Origin of the sequence: Cupriavidus sp. WGlv3, assembly GCF_023952475.1 — a bacterium.
Lineage (GTDB): Bacteria > Pseudomonadota > Gammaproteobacteria > Burkholderiales > Burkholderiaceae > Cupriavidus > Cupriavidus phytorum.
This window is the reverse complement of the sequence record NZ_JALHRX010000003.1, coordinates 286,554-306,807: the sequence shown is the minus strand read 5'-3', so window position 1 is coordinate 306,807 and position 20,254 is coordinate 286,554. Positions and strand designations below refer to the sequence as shown.

Annotated in this window: 19 protein-coding genes; 13 read left to right on the top strand and 6 right to left on the bottom strand. The window is 70.1% G+C overall.

Translation table 11 applies throughout. From position 1 onward, the window contains the following. Positions 1-5: 5 nt before the first annotated feature. From MKD38_RS07990 to MKD38_RS07970, 5 genes are read right to left on the bottom strand one after another with little or no spacing between them, the layout of a single operon-like run. Positions 6-3,380, bottom strand: a complete 3,375-nt coding sequence (locus MKD38_RS07990; protein WP_252675632.1) for a pilus assembly protein — start codon at positions 3,378-3,380, stop codon at positions 6-8. After that, on the bottom strand, positions 3,380-3,967 hold the full coding sequence (locus MKD38_RS07985) for a pilus assembly PilX family protein (RefSeq protein WP_252675624.1): 588 nt from the start codon (positions 3,965-3,967) through the stop codon (positions 3,380-3,382). Before MKD38_RS07985 ends, MKD38_RS07990 begins: the two co-directional genes overlap by 1 nt. After that, entirely contained in the window at positions 3,964-4,689 is a 726-nt protein-coding gene (locus MKD38_RS07980) for a PilW family protein (protein WP_252675622.1), read from the bottom strand. Before MKD38_RS07980 ends, MKD38_RS07985 begins: the two co-directional genes overlap by 4 nt. Positions 4,690-4,727: 38 nt before the next feature. Next, entirely contained in the window at positions 4,728-5,249 is a 522-nt protein-coding gene (gene pilV, locus MKD38_RS07975) for a type IV pilus modification protein PilV (protein ID WP_252675620.1), read from the bottom strand. Between the two features lie 32 nt (positions 5,250-5,281). Further along, positions 5,282-5,899 (bottom strand): GspH/FimT family pseudopilin, encoded by a 618-nt coding sequence (locus tag MKD38_RS07970; protein WP_252675618.1) that lies wholly within the window; start codon positions 5,897-5,899, stop codon positions 5,282-5,284. A 525-nt stretch (positions 5,900-6,424) separates the two neighbouring features. On the opposite strand from MKD38_RS07970, the gene MKD38_RS07965 reads away from it, so the two are divergent. The 12 genes from MKD38_RS07965 (at position 6,425) to MKD38_RS07910 (ending at position 16,758) form a co-directional block, all read left to right on the top strand. Continuing rightward, a complete protein-coding gene (locus tag MKD38_RS07965; protein ID WP_252675616.1) occupies positions 6,425-6,745 on the top strand; it encodes a hypothetical protein in 321 nt (106 codons plus the stop codon). Beyond that, on the top strand, positions 6,742-7,689 hold the full coding sequence (locus tag MKD38_RS07960) for a PilW family protein (protein ID WP_252675614.1): 948 nt from the start codon (positions 6,742-6,744) through the stop codon (positions 7,687-7,689). The genes MKD38_RS07965 and MKD38_RS07960 overlap by 4 nt, the downstream gene beginning before the upstream one ends. Further along, positions 7,683-8,276: a pilus assembly protein gene (locus MKD38_RS07955; RefSeq protein WP_252675612.1), complete on the top strand. Its 594-nt coding sequence runs from the start codon at positions 7,683-7,685 to the stop codon at positions 8,274-8,276. The genes MKD38_RS07960 and MKD38_RS07955 overlap by 7 nt, the downstream gene beginning before the upstream one ends. Next, complete coding sequence (locus tag MKD38_RS07950; RefSeq protein ID WP_252675610.1) at positions 8,273-10,108, top strand: pilus assembly protein; 1,836 nt, start codon at positions 8,273-8,275, stop codon at positions 10,106-10,108. Before MKD38_RS07955 ends, MKD38_RS07950 begins: the two co-directional genes overlap by 4 nt. After that, positions 10,108-10,560, top strand: a complete 453-nt coding sequence (locus MKD38_RS07945; RefSeq protein ID WP_252675608.1) for a prepilin-type N-terminal cleavage/methylation domain-containing protein — start codon at positions 10,108-10,110, stop codon at positions 10,558-10,560. The genes MKD38_RS07950 and MKD38_RS07945 overlap by 1 nt, the downstream gene beginning before the upstream one ends. A gap of 7 nt (positions 10,561-10,567) precedes the next feature. Further along, positions 10,568-11,128, top strand: a complete 561-nt coding sequence (locus MKD38_RS07940) for a GspH/FimT family pseudopilin (RefSeq protein ID WP_252675606.1) — start codon at positions 10,568-10,570, stop codon at positions 11,126-11,128. Between the two features lie 51 nt (positions 11,129-11,179). Then, positions 11,180-12,295: a bifunctional diaminohydroxyphosphoribosylaminopyrimidine deaminase/5-amino-6-(5-phosphoribosylamino)uracil reductase RibD gene (gene ribD / locus MKD38_RS07935; RefSeq protein WP_252675604.1), complete on the top strand. Its 1,116-nt coding sequence runs from the start codon at positions 11,180-11,182 to the stop codon at positions 12,293-12,295. Between the two features lie 58 nt (positions 12,296-12,353). Continuing rightward, complete coding sequence (locus tag MKD38_RS07930) at positions 12,354-12,977, top strand: riboflavin synthase (protein WP_252675602.1); 624 nt, start codon at positions 12,354-12,356, stop codon at positions 12,975-12,977. 255 nt (positions 12,978-13,232) lie between these two features. Next, the gene (gene ribBA, locus MKD38_RS07925) at positions 13,233-14,342 is read left to right on the top strand and encodes a bifunctional 3,4-dihydroxy-2-butanone-4-phosphate synthase/GTP cyclohydrolase II (RefSeq protein WP_252675600.1); all 1,110 of its coding nucleotides are present in this window, start codon (positions 13,233-13,235) and stop codon (positions 14,340-14,342) included. A gap of 86 nt (positions 14,343-14,428) precedes the next feature. After that, positions 14,429-14,929 carry a 6,7-dimethyl-8-ribityllumazine synthase gene (gene ribH / locus MKD38_RS07920; RefSeq protein WP_252675598.1) on the top strand — a complete coding sequence of 167 codons (501 nt, stop codon included), beginning with the start codon at positions 14,429-14,431 and terminating at the stop codon, positions 14,927-14,929. Then, positions 14,922-15,440, top strand: a complete 519-nt coding sequence (gene nusB, locus MKD38_RS07915) for a transcription antitermination factor NusB (protein WP_115704290.1) — start codon at positions 14,922-14,924, stop codon at positions 15,438-15,440. The genes ribH and nusB overlap by 8 nt, the downstream gene beginning before the upstream one ends. 136 nt (positions 15,441-15,576) lie before the next feature. Beyond that, positions 15,577-16,758, top strand: coding sequence for a pyridoxal phosphate-dependent aminotransferase (locus MKD38_RS07910; RefSeq protein WP_252675596.1), 1,182 nt, complete (start codon positions 15,577-15,579; stop codon positions 16,756-16,758). Positions 16,759-16,841: 83 nt separating this feature from the next. On the opposite strand, the gene MKD38_RS07905 is transcribed toward MKD38_RS07910, so the two are convergent. After that, a complete protein-coding gene (locus tag MKD38_RS07905; RefSeq protein WP_252675589.1) occupies positions 16,842-17,951 on the bottom strand; it encodes a lytic transglycosylase domain-containing protein in 1,110 nt (369 codons plus the stop codon). A 647-nt stretch (positions 17,952-18,598) separates the two neighbouring features. Between MKD38_RS07905 and ubiD the strand changes: the two genes are divergently transcribed. Beyond that, positions 18,599-20,125 (top strand): 4-hydroxy-3-polyprenylbenzoate decarboxylase, encoded by a 1,527-nt coding sequence (gene ubiD, locus MKD38_RS07900; protein WP_252675587.1) that lies wholly within the window; start codon positions 18,599-18,601, stop codon positions 20,123-20,125. Positions 20,126-20,254: the final 129 nt, after the last annotated feature.

Below are 20,254 nucleotides of genomic sequence, written 5' to 3'. Positions count from 1 at the left end.
GGTGGTCAGCGCAGGCGAATCCAGTTGAGGCGGGCGCCGGCACCGTTGGCGCCGGGGTTGATCTGCGTGATGGCGCCGCTGCCGCCAACGGTCTGCTGCACCAGGTAAGGCCGCTTCTTCGCCGTCACCACCGACGGCGTGCCGGTGCCGCTCAGGCCGATGCCGCTGACGATGCCGTTGTTCAGCAGCGGGAAGGTGCTGCTGTTGGTGCTGCTGAAGAACGACTGCGCGGCCGCGCCGCCCGAGCCCATCGACACGCCCATGGTGAAGCCCGACGGCACCTCGGCATTGCACGACAGCGCCTGCGACAGCGCCGAACTGGGCGGGATGGTGGTATTGACGATCACCATGCCGTAGGCGATCACCGGGTTGTAGATCACCTGCTCGCGCGTGGCCGACGGCAGCGGCAGCTGCCAGCCGTACTTGTTGTTGCCGCTGGCGCAGGCGGTCGAGCCCTGCCAGCACACCTTGCCGGCGCTGACCGTGCGCACCGTCACCGTGCTGCCGGCCGCGCGCCCTTCTGCGGTAATCGACTGCTGGGTCAGGTTGGCGGCGGAAAGGGGCCGGGTGGCGCTGGCCAGCGACGCATAGCGGGCCTGCGCGCCGGCCACCGCGTTCCATCCCGCCATGTCCCAGTCCCACACGCCATACAGTCCCTGCCCGCCGGGCTCGAACACCGCTTCGCTGCCCTGCGTCTGCTCCAGCCGGCGGCCGGTGCCGAACGCCACCACCACGCGCGGCATCGCCGCGGCGCCGGTTCCGTTGCCGGGCACCGAGCCTACCGCCACCCGGGTGGAGATCGGCTTGCCGCCGGTCTGCATCAGCGGCCGGCTGGCGGCGCGCCAGTGGTCCGGATTGTCCGAGGTCAGGTCGAAGCGCCACAGGTTGCCGAACACGTCGCCGGCGTAGACGTAGTCGGTGATGTGGTCGCCGTCGAGGTCGGCCGGCGTGACAAAGGCAATGCCGTTCTTGCTGTTGGCGCCGGCCGGATCCTGCTGCGGCCCGTAGCCGGTGCCGAGATAGCGGAAGCTGCGCGCGCCGTCGGCCGGGTCGACCAGCATGATGAACAGGCCGGCCGAGCCGCTCTTGCTGCCCAGGCCGTTGCCGAACAGCACCGCCCACTGGCCGTTGTGCAGGCGGCGGATCACGGGCGTGCCATAGGTGTTGCCGAGGTTGTCGCCGCACGCGCTGTCGCCAGTGCACTGCAGCGTGTGGTTCCACTCGCCGATCACCGTGGCACTGGCCGCCGCCGGGGTATCGCCGAAGCGCTCCGGATCGGTCACGTCGAGCGCGTACAGCGCGCCGCCGGTCGCGGTCGCGGTCTTGCTGGCGAGCGGGCCGCCGCGGTTCGCGCCCGGCCCCAGCCCGCCGACCAGCCAGGTATGCCAGGCGCCGGCGTAGTAGAGATCGCCGGTGCCTGGCGTGGCATCGACGAACAGGTTGTGCACGTATTGCGGCGAACTGTAGGCGAGCGCCGCATTCGACGACTGGATGGTGTCGAGCACCGCGCCGGGCATGTAGGCCAGCACCTCGCGGCCGTCGTTGGGCTTGCCGGCGTCGTTGCCGACAAAGGCGCCCGCCGCGTTGTAGTAGCCGGAGCGGAAGCCGTGCAGCAGCCCGTCGTTGGCGCCGACATAGACCACGTTGAGCCGCTGAGCCCTGGCTTGCCGGAAGGCATCATAGCTGCCGGCAGGCTCGGGCGGGCTGGCGCGCTTGTACAAGGCATCGGTCCACGGCCCGCTGTACGGCGATGACGGCGCGCCGACCCAGGCCGGGCTGGCATCGATGATGTCGCCCAGCACGCCGGTGCGCTTGCGGAACAGCCCGGCGCCGGCCGCGGTCAGCTCCTTGCTGCGGTTCCCGCGCAGGTAGTCGAGACGGTCGCCGCTCGGCGCGGCGTCGCCCGCGGTCAGCTTCGCCTTGTGCGCGTCGGGCAGGTTGGCATCCCAGCGCAGCGGGATGCCGGTGCTGCCGCTCCAGGTCAGGATCTTGCGGCTGTCGGGCGCCTGCGCCACCACCGTAGTGCCGGTCGCCGCGCAATGGCCGCCGGTCAGCGTGCAATGCGCGTTCCAGTTGGCCACGGTGGCAATCGACACCGAATCGGTGGCGGGATCGTAGAGCAGGTTCTGCGCGCTCAGCTCGCCCCACCAGTTGGTCGGATGGTAGTAGGCCAGGTACACCTGCGCGCCCGCCTCGACCCGCGCCGACTGCTGCACGTTGGTGCCGGCCGAGCTGCTGGACTGGCCCACCGGCTCGGCCTTGAAGCAGGTGATCTCGTGCACGTTGCTGCCGCCGCCGGTGCCCGCGGCGAAGCCGAAGCGCAGCGCCGCCGGCACCGGCCCGTTGGCCTGCGTGATGTCCTGGTCGGTGATCACCGGCGTGGCTGCGCCGCCGTTGTAGCTGTAGGACATGCTCAGCAGCCCGTTCTGCGTCAGCTTGAGCGAATAGACAATCGGGATGCCTTTGGCGCGCGTCGGCCTCGACACCGCCTGCTGGTTGGCGATCTTGTCGGGCAGGTCGCTGATGCCGAGCATGCGGTAGTTGTAGGCCAGCCGCCGTCCCCTGACGTCGCCGCCGTCCTTGCCGCTGCTCCAGTCCTGCACATAGCCGCGCGCACAGGTGTTCTGCACGGCCTGCGCGCGCTTGCTGGCGCTCAGGTTGTCGGGGTAGTAGGCCGGATAGGCGGCGCGCAGGCCGGCCCAGTTGGTATCGCCCGAGCCGCGCACGCTGATGCGGTTGGCCTGGAACGCCGGGCCCGAGTCGGTGTTGTCGGCCTTGTTCGAGAAGTTGCCGAACTCGTCGATGCCGATGCCGATATAGCCCCCGGCCACGCCGTCGTACGCGGCATTGACGTTGGAGCAGCTGTAGCCCAGGCTGCCGCCCAGCCCGCCCACAGTCGGGCTCCTGCTGCCGTCGGCGAGATAGAAGCTGATGCCGTCGGCGCCGGTGCCGCGCAGGTTGTCGCCGCCGTAGGTGACGGTGGAGAACGTGACTTGCAACCCTTCCTGCATGCCGAAGGTGAAGCGGGACACCACCGCGCCGGTCTGGTTGTCGCCGTTGGCGCCCTCGGCCGTGTCGCCGTTGGTCAGCCGCAGCGCGCCGTAGCCGACAGCATCCGGCACGCTCCCGCTGGCGCCTCCGACCAGTTTCGAGTTGCGGTCCCGGTAGTAGGTGAAGCTCGACGTGGCGCAGCCCGGAATCGAGCCGGTGCCGTTGCCTGCGGTCAGGCACGCGCCATTCAGCGCCACCCAGTCATAGTAAGACGACGCCCCGTTCAGGTTGTCCTGGATCACCAGGGCGTGCGCCGGCCCTGCCAGCAGCATGTTGACGGCGGTGCTGACGGCGGCGGCAATGCCGGCGAGGCGTGGAGGTTGGCTCATCACTCTTTCCCGAGGTCCTTGGTGCCCGCGCCAAGCTGGTAAGTGCTCTGCACCACCGCGGCGGTGCCGTCGCTGCCGCCATAGCCGGCGCCGGTCACGCGGAACAGCATCGACAGGCCATCCGGCGACAGACCCAGATAGTGGATGTAGAGGCTGGGCGCGCGCGCGTAGTTGATGTCGGCGCCGTTCAGGCCGCCGGGGCTGCCGGCCGTCGCAAGGCGCATCGACGGCGGCAGGTAATCCGCCCGTGCCGGCGTCCACGGCAGGCTGGCCGGGTCTGCCAGCGCGTTGGCGCAGACCTGCAGGTTGGCCGGATCGTTGGCGTCGATCACGCTGTTGCAGGCCGCGCCGGCGGAGCCGTTGCCCTGCCCCAGCCACCACTCGCCGTACTGCAGCGCGCCCTGCGCGGCCTCGAACGCGCGCTGCTTCTCGCGGGTGTTGCCGGCGATCTTCTCCTGCAGGCCGAAGCCGCGGAACATCGTCACCGACAGCAGCGACAGGATCAGCAGGAACAGCAGGCCGATGATCAGGACATAGCCGCGCGGCGCGGCGCCGGCGCGGAAGCGGTCTGGCTGGGCGCGGGTCATGGGCGGTTCATCAGGCCGATGGTCTGGGTCCAGCCGAGCGTGGCCGGCTGGCCGGGCTGACCGGCAAAGGGATTGGCAAAGGTCAGCGACACGCGCGCACTGCGCACCTGGCCCCACAGTGCGCCGGCGGTGACCGCGCTGGCGCTGAGGTAGGTGTCGACGTTGCCGCCGTTGCTGGTGTCGGTGCCGTAGCGCACCCGCAGCGCGGTGATGCCGCCGGCCAGCGGCACCGGCGCGCCGCCGTTGACCGCGCAGGTCAGCTCGTTGGCGGCATTGACCGCAAAGGTGTTGAGGTAGGCGACACTGGCGCCCGAGGTATTGGCGGCGCCCTGGCAATTCATGATGCCGTCGCCGCTGGCGGTGACAAAGCGCGCCGTCAGCGTATCGCTGGCACCATCGGCGCCGGACTGGCCGACGATGGCCTGCCCCGCGACGAAATCGCCAAAGGCATTGCCGGCCAGCGCCGGCAACGCCTCCGCCGCCACCTGGGTCAGCGGATCGGGGAAGTACCCGGCCGACTGCACCGTGTTGGCCAGCATCGTCATCACCAGGCGCTCGCTGTCCTGCAGCGCCGCCAGCCGCTCCTGGTCGCGCACGGTGCCGCGCAGGTTGAGGAACACTGTCATCAGCGCCGCCAGCATGAACAGCGCGATCACCATGGCCACCAGCACCTCGACCAGCGAGACACCGGCCTGCGCGCATCGATACCTGCGCCGAGGCATGCGGCGAGGCATGCGGGGCGGGATTCGAAGGATCGCTCTCATGGCTGGACGTGCAGCGTCAGGCTTTGCGTGGCGGCCATGGCCGAAGTCTGCGCCGCGGTGGTCTGGTTGTAGGCCAGGTAGCGCTCGCTCCAGGTGGCGGTCAGGCTGCAGCGGATCGGGCGGCTGATGTCGTTGCTGCAGTTGACCGTGGCCGCATAGGTGGGAAAATGGGCCGCCATATCCGCGGCCCAGTGCTGCACGTCGTAGGCGGCCATCTGGATCGGCGTGCACGCCACGCTGGCGCAGTCCGGCGCGGCGGCGCTGAGCGCGCCGGTGCTGTCGGTGACCGTCGTGCCGGACAGCGTGAACGTCTGCGGCGCCGTGCCGGCCGCCCAGAAGCCGCGGTTGCCGTGCATCGCCGCGGCCAGGCTTTCCAGTTGCAGCGCCACCAGCGCACGCCCGCGCGCGATCTGCGTATTGGCCAGCGCTGCCGCCTGCATCTTGGCCAGGCCGAGCAGCCCCACCGAGGTGATCACCAGCGTGATCAGCACCTCGATCAGCGAAAGTCCGCACGCCATGCGGCGCCGGTGCAGACTGCAGTTCCGTCCGGTCACTGGCATGCGCCCTCCCCGGCGCGCTGGATGGTCTGCCGGCCGGCAATATTGATGGCGATGCAGCGCGTGGCGTCGTCGGCCACCGGGCTGGTGCGCAGCGTCATCGTCAGCGCGCCGCCAGGCAGCACGGCGAAGCCGTCGCGGTTGTAGCTCAGGAAAGCCGCGCCGGCGGGCGTGGTGAAGGTGTCGGTGGCGGACCAGCCGGCGCGGTAGTGCAGCACCTCGTCGGCCGGCGGTGCCGCGTCCACCGTTCCCGACCCATTGCGGTCGACGAAGGCGATCCAGCCGCCCGCCCAGTTGCCGGCGCCCAGGCAGGCGGTGCCATTGGCGGACGGGCACACGCTGACCGGCAAGCCGCGCTTGACGGCCTCGCTGCGCGCGAGCTGCAGGGTGCCGACCATCGACTGGATCTCGCTGTCGACACGGCTGGTGCGCAGCAGCGAGACGAACGAAGGCGTGCCGATCGCGGCCAGGATCGCCACCATCACCACCACCGCCATCAGCTCGACCAGCGTCAGCCCGCGGCAGCGCCGGCGCAATGCGCGCGGCCCGGGGCCAGCGCCGCTGCCGCTGCCGCTGCGAGCCACGCGCACAGGCAGGCCCGGGCCGGGCATGGCCACATCGTGGTGAAGGCGGGGAGGCGCGGTATCGCGAAGGCGAACCGTCGCCGGCATGTCAGCGCGCGGGCAGAGGTGCCGCCGCCGATGGACAAGGAACTGCCAGGATGACCCGATGCATGTTGACCCCCGATAAATGGCTTTGTTATCTGGGCAAGGCATTCCGCTCTGACGGCGGAAAGGCCAGCCCGCACCCGAAAATTCTTGTTCTATGCCTCGCTGCCGCCTCAGCGGCCGGCAACGGGATGCCGCGAATCGCGGATCGAATAGCGGAATCGTTACGACTTTGCAACACCCGCGATAGTGGGGAATTTGATAATTCCTGTCAATTGCATCGCGCAGCGTTTGGCGGCCAGTCGGCAAGGCGTTGGGCCGCCGCAACTGCGCGCGGGCAAGCGTGACGGTCGGGCGCAGCAGGCCCGCGCTTAACACAATGGTGCGGATCTCCCTGCTTTACGTTTCGGCACGTTCGCGGTTCGGAGGGCTGGCTAATCTGGGCCCATCGCCTTCACAACCCATGCCATGTCCTCATCCGCCGTCCGGCGTCGATCGCCGCCGCCAACTACCCCGCAACCCAGGGTCCAGCGCGCCTACGCGCTGATCGAGGCGCTTGGCGCCCTGTCGATCGTCCTTGCCGGACTGCTGCCGATGGCGGTGGTCGGCACCACCGGGCTGGGCTGGCTGCGCCAGCTGGAGCGCCTGGCACAGGCCACGCGCAGCGCGGCCGACGATGCCGAACTGGGCCGCTGTGCAGCGCCCTTGGCCACCGCGGTCGCCGCCATCGTGCCGATGCCGGATGCCGGCGGCTGCCTGCCGGCCGGATCAACATGGGCGCGACCATGAACCGGCTCATTGACGCCCGCAGCTTGCGGACCCACCCGCGCGGCTTTTCGCTGGTCGAATTGATGGTCGGCATGACGCTGGGCCTGATCGCCTCCGCCGCGGCCGGCGCCGCCTTCCTCAACGCGCATGCGGCCTACCTCGCCGCCACCGACCGCGTGCTGATCGAGGAACGCGGCCAGCGCGCGCTGGCCATTCTGTCCACGCTGCTACGGCAGTCCGGCTGGCCGGGCGAGCCCGCCTCCGGCATGGCCGCCACTGCCCTGCCCGCGGTCAGCGGCGCGGACAATTGCGGCCAGCCCGCCATCGCCGCCGTACCCGCCTGCGCCAGGGCCGCGGTCGGCCAAAGCGACGCGCTGCTGGTCCGCTTCAGCGGCAGCGGCCTGCCCGCCGCGCCGGCGCAGCCGGACGACACCATGACCGATTGCAGCGGCTATGCGGTCGCGGCAATTGCAACAGGCGCGGCGGCCACCGCACCAGCCGCCAGCTATGTCGCCGAGAACCTGCTCTATGTGGCGGCTGGCGCCGACGGCGTGCCGCAACTGCTGTGCCGTTACCCGGCCCGCCGCAATGGCCTGATCGACGGCAGCGGCTGGACCTCGGGCGCGCTGGTGCGCGGGGTGGAATCGCTGCAATTGCGCTATGGGTTGGACCTGGACCAGGACGGCCGCCCCGATCGCTTCGAAACGGCATCGGCGATCCCCGCGCCGGGCGATGCCGCCTGGCAACGCGTGGTGGCGGTCCAGATCGCCCTCGCCGTGCGCGGCGACCGGCCGGGCTCGGCCACGCCGGTCCGGGGTAGCGCTACGGACACGCTGTCGCTGCCCGGCACCGCGGCGGCGGACCTGCCGCCCGCTACGCCGGCGCAGGCAGGCACCGCGCGTCGCGTGTTCGCCGCCACGGTGCGGCTGCGCAATGCGCCGCACTGCGAGGAGACACTGTGCTAGCGCCCCGCCTGCCACGCCCGTGCCAGGCCGGCGCCGTCACGCTGCTGCTGTGCGCCACCCTGCTGCTGATGGTGGTGCTGATCGCGGCCGCCACGCTGCAGATGCTGCTGTCCGGCCGGCAGCTTGCCGTCATGCAGCATGAGCGCGAACTCGCGTTCCGCGCCGCCGAGGCCGCCCTGCGCGATGGCGAGGCCGAGCTGCTGGCGGCCGCGGCATCGCCGAACCTGCAGGACCGCCTGGCTCTTTGGCCGGCCCCGGGTCGCTGCGGCAGCGGCCAGCAGGCGGGCCTCTGCCGCCCCGCATTGGCCGGGCCACCGGTGTGGCAGCCATGGCTGCGGGCCGATGCCGAGGTCGACGTCATCGGCGTGCCGCTGGGCCGATTTACCGGCGCTGCTCTGCCGGCCGACGCAGCCGCGCAGGAGCCGCCGCGCTATGTCGCGGAAATCCTGGACGAAGCGCCGGCCGGCTACAGTGCGCCGGACCCCGCCTTCGCACTCGCCCCGGCACCGCGGATGCGGGTGACCGCGGTCGGCTTCGGCCGCACCCGGGCCGTGCGCGCTCTTTTGCAAAGCGTGATCCAGCCATGACCCGCCTCGCCGTCCGCTGCACCCTCGTCTGTCTTGTCCTTGTCGTAGCTGCGGCCTGCCATGCCGCCGGGTCCGAAGCGGGCCGGCTGCCACTGGCCTACCGGACCGCGAACGGCGCGTATCCGTGGACCGGGCGCCTGTTCGCCATCGGCTGGCAGGACCTGACGCAGGCGCCCTCGCCGGACCTGTGGGAGGCCGGCGACCGCCTCGACCGCCGGACCGTGCCGTCGCGGCGGATATTCACGTATGCGGCACCGGACGGCGAGACGGCGCGCGCCATTCCGCTGCAATGGGATGCAGTAACCGAGGCCTTGCACATTGGGGACAGCGCCTCGGTGGACTGGCTGCACGGCGACCAGACCCGCCCCGGCCTGCGCCCGCGCGATACCCGCCTGGGCAATGCGGCGGGCGCACGCGTGCGGGTGGTGGCGCCGCCCGCATGGTCGCCCGGCAAAGCCGGCCACGCCGGCTTTCGCCTGCGCTACAGCCTGCGCACGCATGTGGCCTGGCATGGCACCGTCGACGGCCTGCTGCATGCGTTCGATGCCGCGACCGGCGAGGAGCGTGCCGCTTACCTGCCGGGCGCGCTGCTGCCCTATGCCATCGCCATGCCGGCCCCGGGAACACCAACGGTGCCGCCGCCCTGCCCGCGCCCGGAAGCGCAGGACGTCACCCTGCGCGGCGAATGGCGCACGGTGCTGCTATGCGGCGTCCCGGCCAATGCCGCCGCCGGCAACCCCGCGGCAGCCTTCGTGCTCGACGTTACCGATCCCGACGGACAGATGCCGTTCGTGCCGATCTGGGAGATCGCCGCGACCGACGCCCTGCCGCTGGCCGGACGCGGGCCGGTACGCGCGGCGGGCATCCGTGGTCCGGATGGTTTGCGCTGGTTCGCGGTCGTGATCCTCGATGCAGGCACCGGTGGCGAGGCGGGCGCTGGCCGCGCCGGACTTGCCTTGCTGCCACTGGACAAGCCCGCCAGCGCCGCATGGGCCGGCCAGTACGCCATCCGCACCTTGACCTTGCCGGAGCGCGACTGCCTCGGCGGCCCTGCGGCCGGCCAGCTGGTGGCGGTCAGCGTGCTGCCCGATCTCACCGGTGCCGCGCTCGCGGCCTATGCCACCGACAATGCCGGCCAGCTCTGGCGCTTCCCGCTTGCCGACGCGCCGCCGGCCGGCGCAAGCCCTGCCGCGGCCTGCCTGTACCGGATGCAGGTGTCCGCGCAACCGGCCAGGGAAGAAGCCCCCGTACTGCTCGGATCCCCGACCGCGCCCGTGGTGATCTACGGCGCCGGCAACGAGCTGGCCGCGGTGCCCGATGACCTTGCCACACGCAGCGTCACGGCGCGCGCGCCCCGGCAGGTCACGACCCAGGCGGCAGACAACGGCCACATCCTGCGCGCGACGCCCGGCGGCGCGCAGGATCCCGGCTGGCGCCTGACCCTGCCCCATGCCGGCGAACAGCTGGTCGAGATCGAACCGGTCTTCCCCGGCTACCTGCTGTTCGTGACCCGCACACCCGATGGCGCGCAACGCAGTTACCTGGTGCTGGCGGCGACCGGGGAATCCGTCGTGCAGCGCAGCTTCGGCGAGCGCCTGCTGGTCGCCACCGGCCAGTTGCTGGCGCCCGGGGCCAGCGTGTTCGCGACCCGCACCGAATTGCCCGGCACGCCCGCGCAACCGGGCGGCGCCGGACGCCAGGCGTTTTCCCTCTCGGTGTGGTCCGCCACGGGCAACGCCGTCACGCAGGTCGCACAAACGCTCGCCACGCGCCGCACCGGGCGCCTGCGCTGGCGCGAGATCGTCGGCCCGGCCAGGGAGGAGGCGCCATGATGAGCCGGGCATCTGCCCGCCGGCGCAAGCGCGGCTTCAGCCTGATCGAGCTGGTGGCCGCGCTGGCCGTGCTGGCCATCCTCGCGGCCATGGCCGTGCCCGCGTGGCACCGCCATCTGGCGCGCGGCTGGCGCGCGCAGGCCCGCGCCGCGCTGGCCGGCGCGATGCTGCAACTCGAGCGGCATGCGCTCGAGGCGGTGACCTTTGCCGCCGCGCCAGGGGCCGACATGGTTGCCGGCCAGTGGCCGCTGCGCGTGCCAGCCAATGGCCCGGTGCGCCATCTGGTAAGCGCCGGCGCCTGTCCGCAAGTCCCGTTGGATACCTGTGTCGAACTCCGTGCGGTGCCGCAAGCCGCGGATCCCGAATGCGGGACGCTGATCCTGCGCAGCACCGGTCAGTGGCTGGCGCTGCCCGACGGCGCGGTGCCGCAGCCGTTGCCACCCCATTGCTGAGGCCCCGATGGACATGCCATGGAATGCCGGCAGGCCTCGACACACGGGTGGACTGACGCTGGTCGAACTGGTCGCCGGCCTGGCCATTCTCAGCGTATTCACGGCCGCGGCCTATCCGCTGTTCAGCGGCATGCTCGCGCGCCAGCAGGTCACGCTTGCGGCCGACCGGCTGGCGATGTCGCTGGCGCTGGCACGCGCCACCGCGCTGTCGCGCCGCGTCGAGGTGACGCTGCAGCCGCTGCCGGGCGAGTCCACGCTGAGTCCGGGCTGGCAACTGGTGACGGCAGGCGCCAGCCCTGACCAGCCGGTGGTGCTGTCCGTGGTCGAGCCCGGCACGCCGTGCCTGTCCGTGACCCTTCGGCAAACGGTGCGCGGTGCCAATGTGCTGAAATTCCTGCCTGTGGGATACTCTCGTTCTGAGCAGGGCGGTTTCCAGGCCGCCACCTTCACACTTGGCTGCCGTGGCGAGCAGCGGCAAGTCAGGCTGGGCGCGCAGGGACGTATCCGACTCTGCACACCCGGCCGCGACACCGACTGCGAGGCGGCGGAATCCTCCGAACCGCCATGACCTGGCAGCCCTGCCACCTAATCGCAGCGCCAAGGCCCACCCGATCGCCGAATGTTTTCCGATACCGACCACGCCGCCATGCAGCAGGCGCTCGCGCTCGCCGCGCGGGGCCTGTTCAACACCACGCCCAATCCGCGCGTCGGCTGCGTGCTGATCAAGGATGGCCAGGTTATCGGACAGGGCTTCACCCAGCCGGCCGGGCAGGACCATGCCGAGATCCAGGCGATGAAAGACGCGCTGTCGCGCGGGCTCGATCCGGCCGGCGCCACCGCCTATGTCACGCTGGAGCCGTGTAGCCATTTCGGGCGCACTCCGCCCTGCGCCGATGCGCTGGTGCGCGCCGGCGTGACGCGCGTGGTGGCGGCGATGGAAGACCCCAATCCATCGGTCTCCGGGCGCGGCCTGCAGCGCCTGCGCGATGCCGGCATCGACGTGCGCTGCGGCCTGCTGGAAAAAGAGGCGCGCGACCTGAATATCGGCTTTGTCTCGCGCATGACGCGCGGGCTGCCGTGGGTGCGCGTCAAGGTGGCGGCGTCGATGGATGGCGGCACGGCGCTGCATGACGGCACCAGCCAGTGGATCACCGGCCAGGCCGCGCGCGACGACGGCCACGCCTGGCGCGCCCGCGCCTGCGCCATCCTGACCGGCATCGGCACCGTGCGCGACGACAATCCCGCGCTGACGGTGCGGGCCATCGCCACGCCGCGCCAGCCACAGCGGGTGCTGGTCGATTCCCGGCTCGAAGTGCCGCTCGACGCGCAGATCCTGACCCCGGATACCGGCGAGTTCGCCCGGCCCGTGCTGGTGTTCTGCGCGGTGGAAGACCGCCAGCGCCAGCGCGCGCTGGAAGGCCGTGGCGTCGAAGTCGTGGTGCTGCCCAACCCGCACGGCAAGGTCGAGTTGCGCCGCATGCTGGAAGAACTCGGCCGGCGCGGCATCAACGAATTGCACGTCGAGGCGGGCTTCAAGCTCAACGGTTCGCTGGTGCGCGAGCACTGCGCCGACGAACTGCTGATCTACCTGGCGCCCAAGCTGCTCGGCGATGCCCAGGGCATGTTCAACCTGCCGCCGCTGGCGCGGCTGCAGGATGCCGAGCAGTTCCACTGGCATGAAGTCCGGCAGATCGGCGACGACCTGCGGCTGATCGCCCGGCGCAACGATGCGTAGCGCCAGAACGCCGGCAGCCCATCCGAGATTCCCAAAACCTCAAGCACAAGACTCCACCATGTTTACTGGCATTGTCGCGGCGGTCGGCCGCATTGAATCCGTGACCCCGCTCGGCGCCGCCGCCGATGCCGGCGTGCGCCTGCGCATCGCCGCGGGCGGGCTCGACCTGTCGGATGTCATCATCGGCGACAGCATCGCCATCCAGGGAGCCTGCATGACCGTGATCGCCATGGCGCCCGACGCGTTCGAGGTCGAGGTCTCGCGCGAATCGCTGGACAAGACCGTGGGGCTAGACCGCGCCGGCCGCGTCAACCTGGAGAAGGCGCTGCGCCTGGCCGACCGGCTCGGCGGCCACCTGGTGTCGGGGCATGTCGACGGCCTGGGCGAAGTGGTGCACTTTGCGCCGGTGGGCGAGTCGCACGAGCTGCGCATCCGCGCCCCGCGCGAGCTGGCGCGCTACCTCGCCTACAAGGGCTCGGTGGTGGTCAATGGCGTGTCGCTGACCGTCAACCGCGTCACCGATGAAGCCGACGGCTGCGAGTTCTCGATCAACCTGATCCCGCACACCGTCGAAGTGACCACGCTGCAGGAGCTCAAGCCCGGCGCGCGCGTCAACCTGGAGATCGACCTGATCGCGCGCTACGTGGAACGGATGCTGTCTGCCGCTCAGGCTCCCGCGTAAGGCGGGGCCTGCCCGGCGCCGCAGCCTGCCCCTCGCCCGTCCCTTCGCCAGCCGGCAGCACTTTCGCGGCCTGCGCGTCCAGCGTGGGCTGCCTTGGCGTACAATACCCGGCTTGACTGGGCGACCTGCCGGGCGTATATGGCCCGGCCGGCCTGGCCCGATGCCCCGCCTCAGTCCGGCCGCTTTCCACCGCGGCCATGGTTCCTGCCACAGCCATTCGCCTGATTTCCGCCCCAACCTGCCGTTCAGCACGCCATGACAATCGCCCGTACCGAAGACATCATTGCCGACATTCGCGCCGGCCGCATGGTCATCCTTGTCGACGAGGAAGACCGCGAAAATGAGGGCGACTTGGTCCTGGCTGCCGATTTCGTCACGCCGGAGGCAATCAACTTCATGGCCAAGCATGGCCGCGGCCTGATCTGCCTGACGCTGACCGCAGAGCGCTGCCGCCAGCTCGACCTGCATCCGATGGTGAGCCGCAACGGCACCCAGCACGGCACCAACTTCACCGTCTCGATCGAGGCGGCCGAGGGCGTGACCACCGGCATTTCGGCCGCCGACCGCGCCCGCACCGTGCAGGCCGCCGTCGCCCGCGACGCCAGGCCGGCCGACCTGGTACAGCCGGGCCATATCTTCCCGCTTACGGCGCAGCCCGGCGGCGTGCTGATCCGCGCCGGACATACCGAGGCCGGCTGCGACCTGGGCGCGCTGGCCGGACTGACGCCGGCGGCGGTGATCTGCGAGATCATGAAGGACGACGGCACCATGGCGCGCCTGCCCGACCTGGTCGAGTTCGCCCAGGAGCATGACCTGAAGATCGGCACCATCGCCGACCTGATCCACTACCGCAGCCGTACCGAGAGCATCATCGAGCGCGTCGGCGAGCGCGCCATGCAAACCCCGTACGGCACCTTCCACAGCATCGCCTACCGCGACAAGCCGACCGGCCAGGCCCACCTCGCGCTGGTCAAGGGCGAGCCCACGCCAGAACAGGAAACGCTGGTGCGCGTGCACGAGCCGTTCTCGGTGCTGGACCTGCTGGAAGTGAAATGCACGACGCACTCGTGGAGCATCCCGGCGGCGATGCAGGCGATTGCCGAGGCCGACCGCGGCGTGATCGTGCTGCTGAACTGCGGCGACACCGTCGAGCAGGTGTTCACGCAATTCAGCGCGCTCGACGCGCCGCAGTCGCGCCCGCGCCGCAAGCCCGACCTGCGCACGTATGGCATGGGCGCGCAGATCCTGAAGGATGTCGGCGTCGGCAAGATGCGCGTGCTGGCCGCCAAGCAGCGCATGCCCAGCATGACCGGCTTCGACCTGGAAGTGACCGGCTACCAGCCGATGAGCGGCCAGGCCGACTGAGCCGGCCCCAGGACCGAGCCACCCCCAAATACCCGGGTTTGCGGCGCCTGCCGCCGCGGCCCTCCCGAAAACTGGAGAACTGAACAATGGATCACGGCTTCTACCCCAGCAACCTCGACGGTGAAGGCCTGCGTATCGGCATCGTGCAGGCGCGCTTCAACGAGCCGGTCTGCGCCGAACTGCTCGAGGCCTGCGTGGCCGAGCTGGAACAGCTCGGCGTCGAGGGCGAAGACACCCTGGTGGTAACCGTTCCGGGCGCACTGGAAGTCCCGCTGGCACTGCAGAAGATGTGCGAGAGCGGCCAGTTCGACGCGCTGGTCGCGCTGGGCGCCGTGGTGCGCGGCGAGACCTATCACTTCGAGCTGGTCTCGAACGAGTCGGGCGCCGGCATCACCCGCGTCGGCCTGGATTTCAACTTGCCGATCGCCAACGGCATCCTGACCGTCGACACCGACGAGCAGGCCCATGCCCGCACCCGCGAAAAGGGCCGCGACTGCGCCCGCGCCGCGGTGGAGATGGCCAACCTGGTGGCGGCGCTCGATTCGCTGCGCGGCCAGGAAGACGAAGATGAGGACGACGATGAGTGATACGTCGAATACGCCGGACAACGACGCCGGCAAGGCTGCCGGCGGGAAGCCCGCGGCCGCCCGCACCGAAGCCAAGGCGCCGCCCAAGAGCGCGCGCCGCCGCTCGCGCGAGCTGGCCCTGCAGGGCCTGTACCAATGGCTGCTGAACCGCAACGACATCGGCGCGATCCAGGCCCACCTGCATGACGCCCAGGGCTTCAACAAGGCCGACCGCGAGCACTTCGACGCGCTGCTCAACGGCGCCGTGCGCGAAGAGGCCCGCCTGACCGCCGCGTTCGAGCCGTTCCTGGACCGTTCCGTCGACGAGCTGTCCCCAGTCGAGCGCGCCGCCCTGCTGGTCGGCAGCTATGAGCTGGTGCACTGCCTCGACATCCCGTACAAGGTGGTCATCAACGAAGCGGTCGAGCTGACCAAGACCTTTGGCGGCGTCGAGGGCTACAAGTACGTCAACGGCGTGCTGGACAAGCTGGCCGCCCAGGTACGCGCCGCCGAGGTGGCCGCGCGCCGCTGAGCCGCCCTCGCCGCGGCCCCGCCGTGCCGTCGCGCTCGCCTGGCGCCAGCGCCGATGAAGACGACACCCGCCGCGGCGGGTGTTTTCATTCCTGTCTATCCCTTTGCTGAACGGGCCCTGCCCGCCCCGGAACACCATGGACTTGCAGCACCTGGCCACCGCCGCCCGCCTCGCCAACATCGACGCCTTCCATGTGATGGAGCTGGCCAAGCAGGCCGCCGCGCTGGAGCGCGCCGGCCGCCATATCGTGCACATGGGCATCGGCGAGCCGGACTTCACCGCCGCCGAGCCGGTGGTGCGCGCCGCCGAGGCCGCGATGCGCCGCGGCGTCACGCAGTACACCGGTGCGCTCGGCATCCATCCGCTGCGCGAGGCCATCGCGGGCTATTACCAGACCGCCTACGGGCTCGATATCCCGGCGCGGCGCGTGATTGTCACCGCCGGCGCCTCCGGGGCGCTGCTGCTGGCATGCGCGGTGCTGGTCGAGATCGGCGCCGAGGTGCTGATGCCGGACCCGAGCTACCCGTGCAACCGCCACTTCGTCGCTGCCTTCGACGGCATCGCGCGCATGATCCCGAGCGGCCCGGCCGAGCGCTTCCAGCTGACCGCCGCGCAGGTCGAGGCCCACTGGGGCGAGCAGACCCGCGGCGTGCTGCTGGCCTCGCCGTCCAACCCGACCGGCACCTCGATCCTGCCCGACGAACTTGCGCGGATCCTGCAGGCGGTGCGCGCGCGCAACGGCTTTGCCATCCTCGACGAGATCTACCAGGGCCTGTCCTACGACGCGCCGCCGGTGTCGGCGCTGAGCCTGGACCCGAACGTGGTCACGGTGAACAGCTTCTCGAAGTACTTCAACATGACCGGCTGGCGCCTGGGCTGGCTGGTGGTGCCGGAGGCGCTGGTCGAGGCCTTCGAGAAGGTCGCGCAGAACCTGTTCATCTGCGCGTCGGCGGTAGCGCAGTACGCCGCGCTGGCGTGCTTCACGCCCGAGGCGCTGGCCATCTACGACGAGCGCAAGGCCGAATTCCGCCGCCGCCGCGACCTGATCGTGCCGGCGCTGGAGTCGCTCGGGCTGCGCGTGCCGGTGCGCCCCGACGGCGCCTTCTATGTGTATGCGGACTGCCGCGGCGTCAACCACCCGGCCGCCGGCGACGCCGACCGCCTGACGCAGGCCATGCTGCACGACGCGGGCGTGGTGATGGTGCCGGGACAGGACTTCGGCCCGCATACGGCCCGGGACTACATCCGGATCTCATACGCGACCTCGCGCGAGAATATCGAAGAGGCAATGGCGCGGCTGGGCAGGCTGTTCCGCTGACGGCACCCGGCCGCTGCGGCGGCAGGCCAATAAAAAAGCACCCCGCGGGGTGCTTTTCTTCTGGGCGATGCCGGGGAGCCGGCTCAGGCGTTGTGCGGCCCGTTGTTGGCTTCCAGCTTCTCGGTCGGCGCATGCTCGACCGGGGCCTTGTCCTCGGCCGCCGGCTTGTCGGCATTGGCGGGCGCGCTGCGCACGCCGATCAGCTGGCGCAGGCGGGCACGCTCGGCCAGCACCTTGGCGCCGTAGCCGCCATCGGTGGCCGTGGTGGCGCCGACGTAGTACTTCAGGCCGCCCTCGAGCGAGCCGGCGCGGGCGATGCAGTCCTTTAGCACCAGCGCGCCGATCTTGATGTTGGCGTACGGGTTCAGGGCCGCGGACACGCCGCCGACGGCTTCGTACTTGTCCTGGTGGACCTTGGTCATGACCTGCATCAGGCCCTGCGCGCCCACGCCGCTTTCGGCGTACGGGTTGAAGCTGGACTCGATCGCGATCACGCCCAGGATCAGCAGCGGGTCGATGCCGACCTCGCGCCCGGTCAGGTAGGCAGCCTTGACCAGCTGCGCGGTGGCCTGGGCCGCCACGCGGTACTTGCGGGCGATATAGTCCGCCACGGCGGCCTGCTCGCGCGCGCTGCCCAGCGTGGCGCCGGTGCTGCGGGCGTCCATGGCCACGCGCGTCACCGGGATCCGCGCAGCAAGGTGCGCGACCGACGGCACCTTGGTGCTGGCCGCCAGGCTCCATTCGTCGACGCCCGACACGGTCGGCAGGCCGAGCTTGCCACCGCGGCCAGTGCCATAGCCGAACTTGGCCGCCGCGACGTCGGCCGTGCTCGGCGGGACGGCGCTGGACACCGCCGGGCTGTTGGCAGCGTTGGCAGCAGTGCTGGCATGTACGGGCGCTGCCACGGCGGCGCTCACCAGCACCGCGGGCGCTTCGTCACCGGCCAGCAAGGCGGCCAGCGTGGTGCGCCATTCCTGGCTCACCGACAGCGACACCGCCGAAACCACTGCCATCACGCCCAGGCTGTTCAGGGCGTACTTCAGCGTCGTGCGGCCACCGCGCAAGGCGCGGCCCGCGACCGGATGCGCGAGACGGACCTGCAATGCCCGACTCACTCCGGGTACCGGCTGTCGGAGGCGGACCTGCAGGGCCCGCCCGATGCCGGGAAGATGAAGGGTTTTCCAACCGCTCATGCTTACCTCCATCCGTTGCCCGCTTCGCGTGCCCGACTGCGGCATGCGCCCGATCTCAACGTACTCAAGTAAGGATGCCGCGCCGTCTAGCAGTGACGACCAAGCACCTGTTGGCAGGGCGCTCCCCATGCGCCCAACTGGAAACAGGCCGCGCCCTGGGGGAGCACTACCTGCCACGACTTAACTCCCTACACTCCGGCAAGTCGCCGGAGGCGACCGGTCACCCGCCATGCGCGCGGGTCTATGACCATTGGTCTTGCTGGAGGGATTTTCTGGCACGTTGTTTTGATGTGCACCCCTTGACACAGGGGGAAAATCCATGTTGCGACGCAACACTCCATGGAGCAGACCGGATTGTAGAAACGGTGTTATATCCCGTCAAGAATAAAAAAACTTAAATTCACTACTTCCAGTTATTTGTAACAAGAGGGTTTTGGTCGGCCCGGCATCACTCGAACACCCGCAACCGCAGGCGTGGCCTTGGCTCGCCGCGTTGCGGGCGGTCCCGCGGCGGACAAAAAACTTACAATTTCCGCGGCACCGGGAGGATGATTTTTTTGCCGTCGCTCCGAGGAATGTGTATCGTCACCGACCTGACCGCCGCCTCCTGGATCCGGTGCGGATCCCGCACCACAACAGAATTCACCATGCAATACAAAGACTTGCGCGATTTCATCGGCCAGCTCGAAGGGCTCGGCGAGCTGCGGCGCATCGCCCGCCCGGTATCGCCCAACCTGGAAATGACCGAAATCTGCGACCGCCTGCTGCGCGCCGGCGGTCCCGCGGTCGTCTTCGAGCAACCTGCGGGCGCTCCCCATGGCGACATCTATAGCGTGCCGGTGCTGGCCAATCTGTTCGGCACGACACGCAGAGTCGCATTTGGCATGGGCGCCGAATCGATGGAAGACCTGCGCGACATCGGCCGGGTGCTGTCGGCGCTGAAGGAGCCGGAGCCGCCGCGCGGGCTGCGCGAGGCCGGCAAGCTGTTCACGCTGGCCAAGTCGGTATGGGACATGGCGCCCAGGCGCGTCAGCAGCCCGGCCTGCCAGGAGATGGTGTGGGAAGGCAACGACGTCGACCTGGCGCGCCTGCCGATCCAGACCTGCTGGCCCGGCGACGCCGCCCCGCTGATCACATGGGGCCTGGTGGTGACCAAGGGCCCGCACAAGAAGCGCCAGAACCTGGGCATCTACCGCCAGCAGGTGATCGGCCGCAACCAGGTGATCATGCGCTGGCTGGCGCACCGCGGCGGCGCGCTCGACTTCCGCGAGCATGCGCTGGCCAACCCCGGCAAGCCCTTCCCGATCGCGGTGGCGCTGGGCGCCGACCCGGCCACCATCCTGGGCGCGGTGACGCCGGTGCCCGATACGCTGTCCGAATACCAGTTCGCCGGCCTGCTGCGCGGCAGCCGCACCGCGCTGGCGGGCTGCCTGACGCCGACGCTGTCCGAGCTGAGCGTGCCGGCCTCGGCCGAGATCGTGCTGGAAGGCCATATCCAGCCCGATCCCAACCACCCGTCCGGCTACCAGCACGCGCTGGAAGGCCCGTTCGGCGACCACACCGGCTACTACAACGAGCAGGACTGGTTCCCGGTCTTCACCATCGACCGCATCACCATGCGGCGCGACCCGATCTACCACTCGACCTACACCGGCAAGCCGCCCGACGAGCCGGCCGTGCTGGGCGTGGCGCTGAACGAGGTGTTCGTGCCGCTGTTGCAAAAGCAGTTCCCCGAGATCACCGACTTCTACCTGCCGCCCGAAGGCTGCAGCTACCGCATGGCGCTGGTGCGGATGAAGAAGCAGTACGCCGGCCATGCCAAGCGCGTGATGTTCGGCGTGTGGAGCTTCCTGCGGCAGTTCATGTATACGAAGTTCATCGTGGTGGTCGACGACGATGTCGACGTGCGCGACTGGAAGGAAGTGATCTGGGCCATCACCACTCGCGTCGATCCCAGCCGCGACACGGTGCTGGTCGACAACACCCCGATCGACTACCTCGATTTCGCCTCGCCGGTGTCGGGCCTGGGCTCCAAGATGGGCATCGATGCCACCGACAAGTGGCCGGGCGAAACCACGCGCGAATGGGGCACGCCGATCGCCATGGATGCCGCGGTCAAGGCGAAGGTTGACACCCTGTGGGAAACACTATTCGAACGTCCCGCCGGTCGGTGATGCCAGCCGGCACGCGCCGGCAGCGATCCGCCGTTATCATGTCACGCTGATGCCGGGCGCCCGCGACAGGCGCCCGCGGCCAACCCTCGCACCATCCGATGCCCGCGGCAGACGGGCCCAAGGAGGAGA

Coding starts and splice junctions, on each gene's coding strand:
- MKD38_RS07970 (WP_252675618.1), bottom strand. CDS start 5,899: ATGCCCGGCCCGGGCCTGCCTGTGCGCGTGGCTCGCAGCGGCAGCGGC.
- nusB (WP_115704290.1), top strand. CDS start 14,922: ATGAGTGATACGTCGAATACGCCGGACAACGACGCCGGCAAGGCTGCC.
- MKD38_RS07910 (WP_252675596.1), top strand. CDS start 15,577: ATGGACTTGCAGCACCTGGCCACCGCCGCCCGCCTCGCCAACATCGAC.
- ubiD (WP_252675587.1), top strand. CDS start 18,599: ATGCAATACAAAGACTTGCGCGATTTCATCGGCCAGCTCGAAGGGCTC.
- MKD38_RS07945 (WP_252675608.1), top strand. CDS start 10,108: ATGAGCCGGGCATCTGCCCGCCGGCGCAAGCGCGGCTTCAGCCTGATC.
- ribH (WP_252675598.1), top strand. CDS start 14,429: ATGGATCACGGCTTCTACCCCAGCAACCTCGACGGTGAAGGCCTGCGT.
- pilV (WP_252675620.1), bottom strand. CDS start 5,249: ATGGCGTGCGGACTTTCGCTGATCGAGGTGCTGATCACGCTGGTGATC.
- ribBA (WP_252675600.1), top strand. CDS start 13,233: ATGACAATCGCCCGTACCGAAGACATCATTGCCGACATTCGCGCCGGC.
- ribD (WP_252675604.1), top strand. CDS start 11,180: ATGTTTTCCGATACCGACCACGCCGCCATGCAGCAGGCGCTCGCGCTC.
- MKD38_RS07990 (WP_252675632.1), bottom strand. CDS start 3,380: ATGAGCCAACCTCCACGCCTCGCCGGCATTGCCGCCGCCGTCAGCACC.
- MKD38_RS07980 (WP_252675622.1), bottom strand. CDS start 4,689: ATGCCTCGGCGCAGGTATCGATGCGCGCAGGCCGGTGTCTCGCTGGTC.
- MKD38_RS07960 (WP_252675614.1), top strand. CDS start 6,742: ATGAACCGGCTCATTGACGCCCGCAGCTTGCGGACCCACCCGCGCGGC.
- MKD38_RS07905 (WP_252675589.1), bottom strand. CDS start 17,951: ATGAGCGGTTGGAAAACCCTTCATCTTCCCGGCATCGGGCGGGCCCTG.
- MKD38_RS07950 (WP_252675610.1), top strand. CDS start 8,273: ATGACCCGCCTCGCCGTCCGCTGCACCCTCGTCTGTCTTGTCCTTGTC.
- MKD38_RS07940 (WP_252675606.1), top strand. CDS start 10,568: ATGGACATGCCATGGAATGCCGGCAGGCCTCGACACACGGGTGGACTG.
- MKD38_RS07985 (WP_252675624.1), bottom strand. CDS start 3,967: ATGACCCGCGCCCAGCCAGACCGCTTCCGCGCCGGCGCCGCGCCGCGC.
- MKD38_RS07930 (WP_252675602.1), top strand. CDS start 12,354: ATGTTTACTGGCATTGTCGCGGCGGTCGGCCGCATTGAATCCGTGACC.
- MKD38_RS07965 (WP_252675616.1), top strand. CDS start 6,425: ATGTCCTCATCCGCCGTCCGGCGTCGATCGCCGCCGCCAACTACCCCG.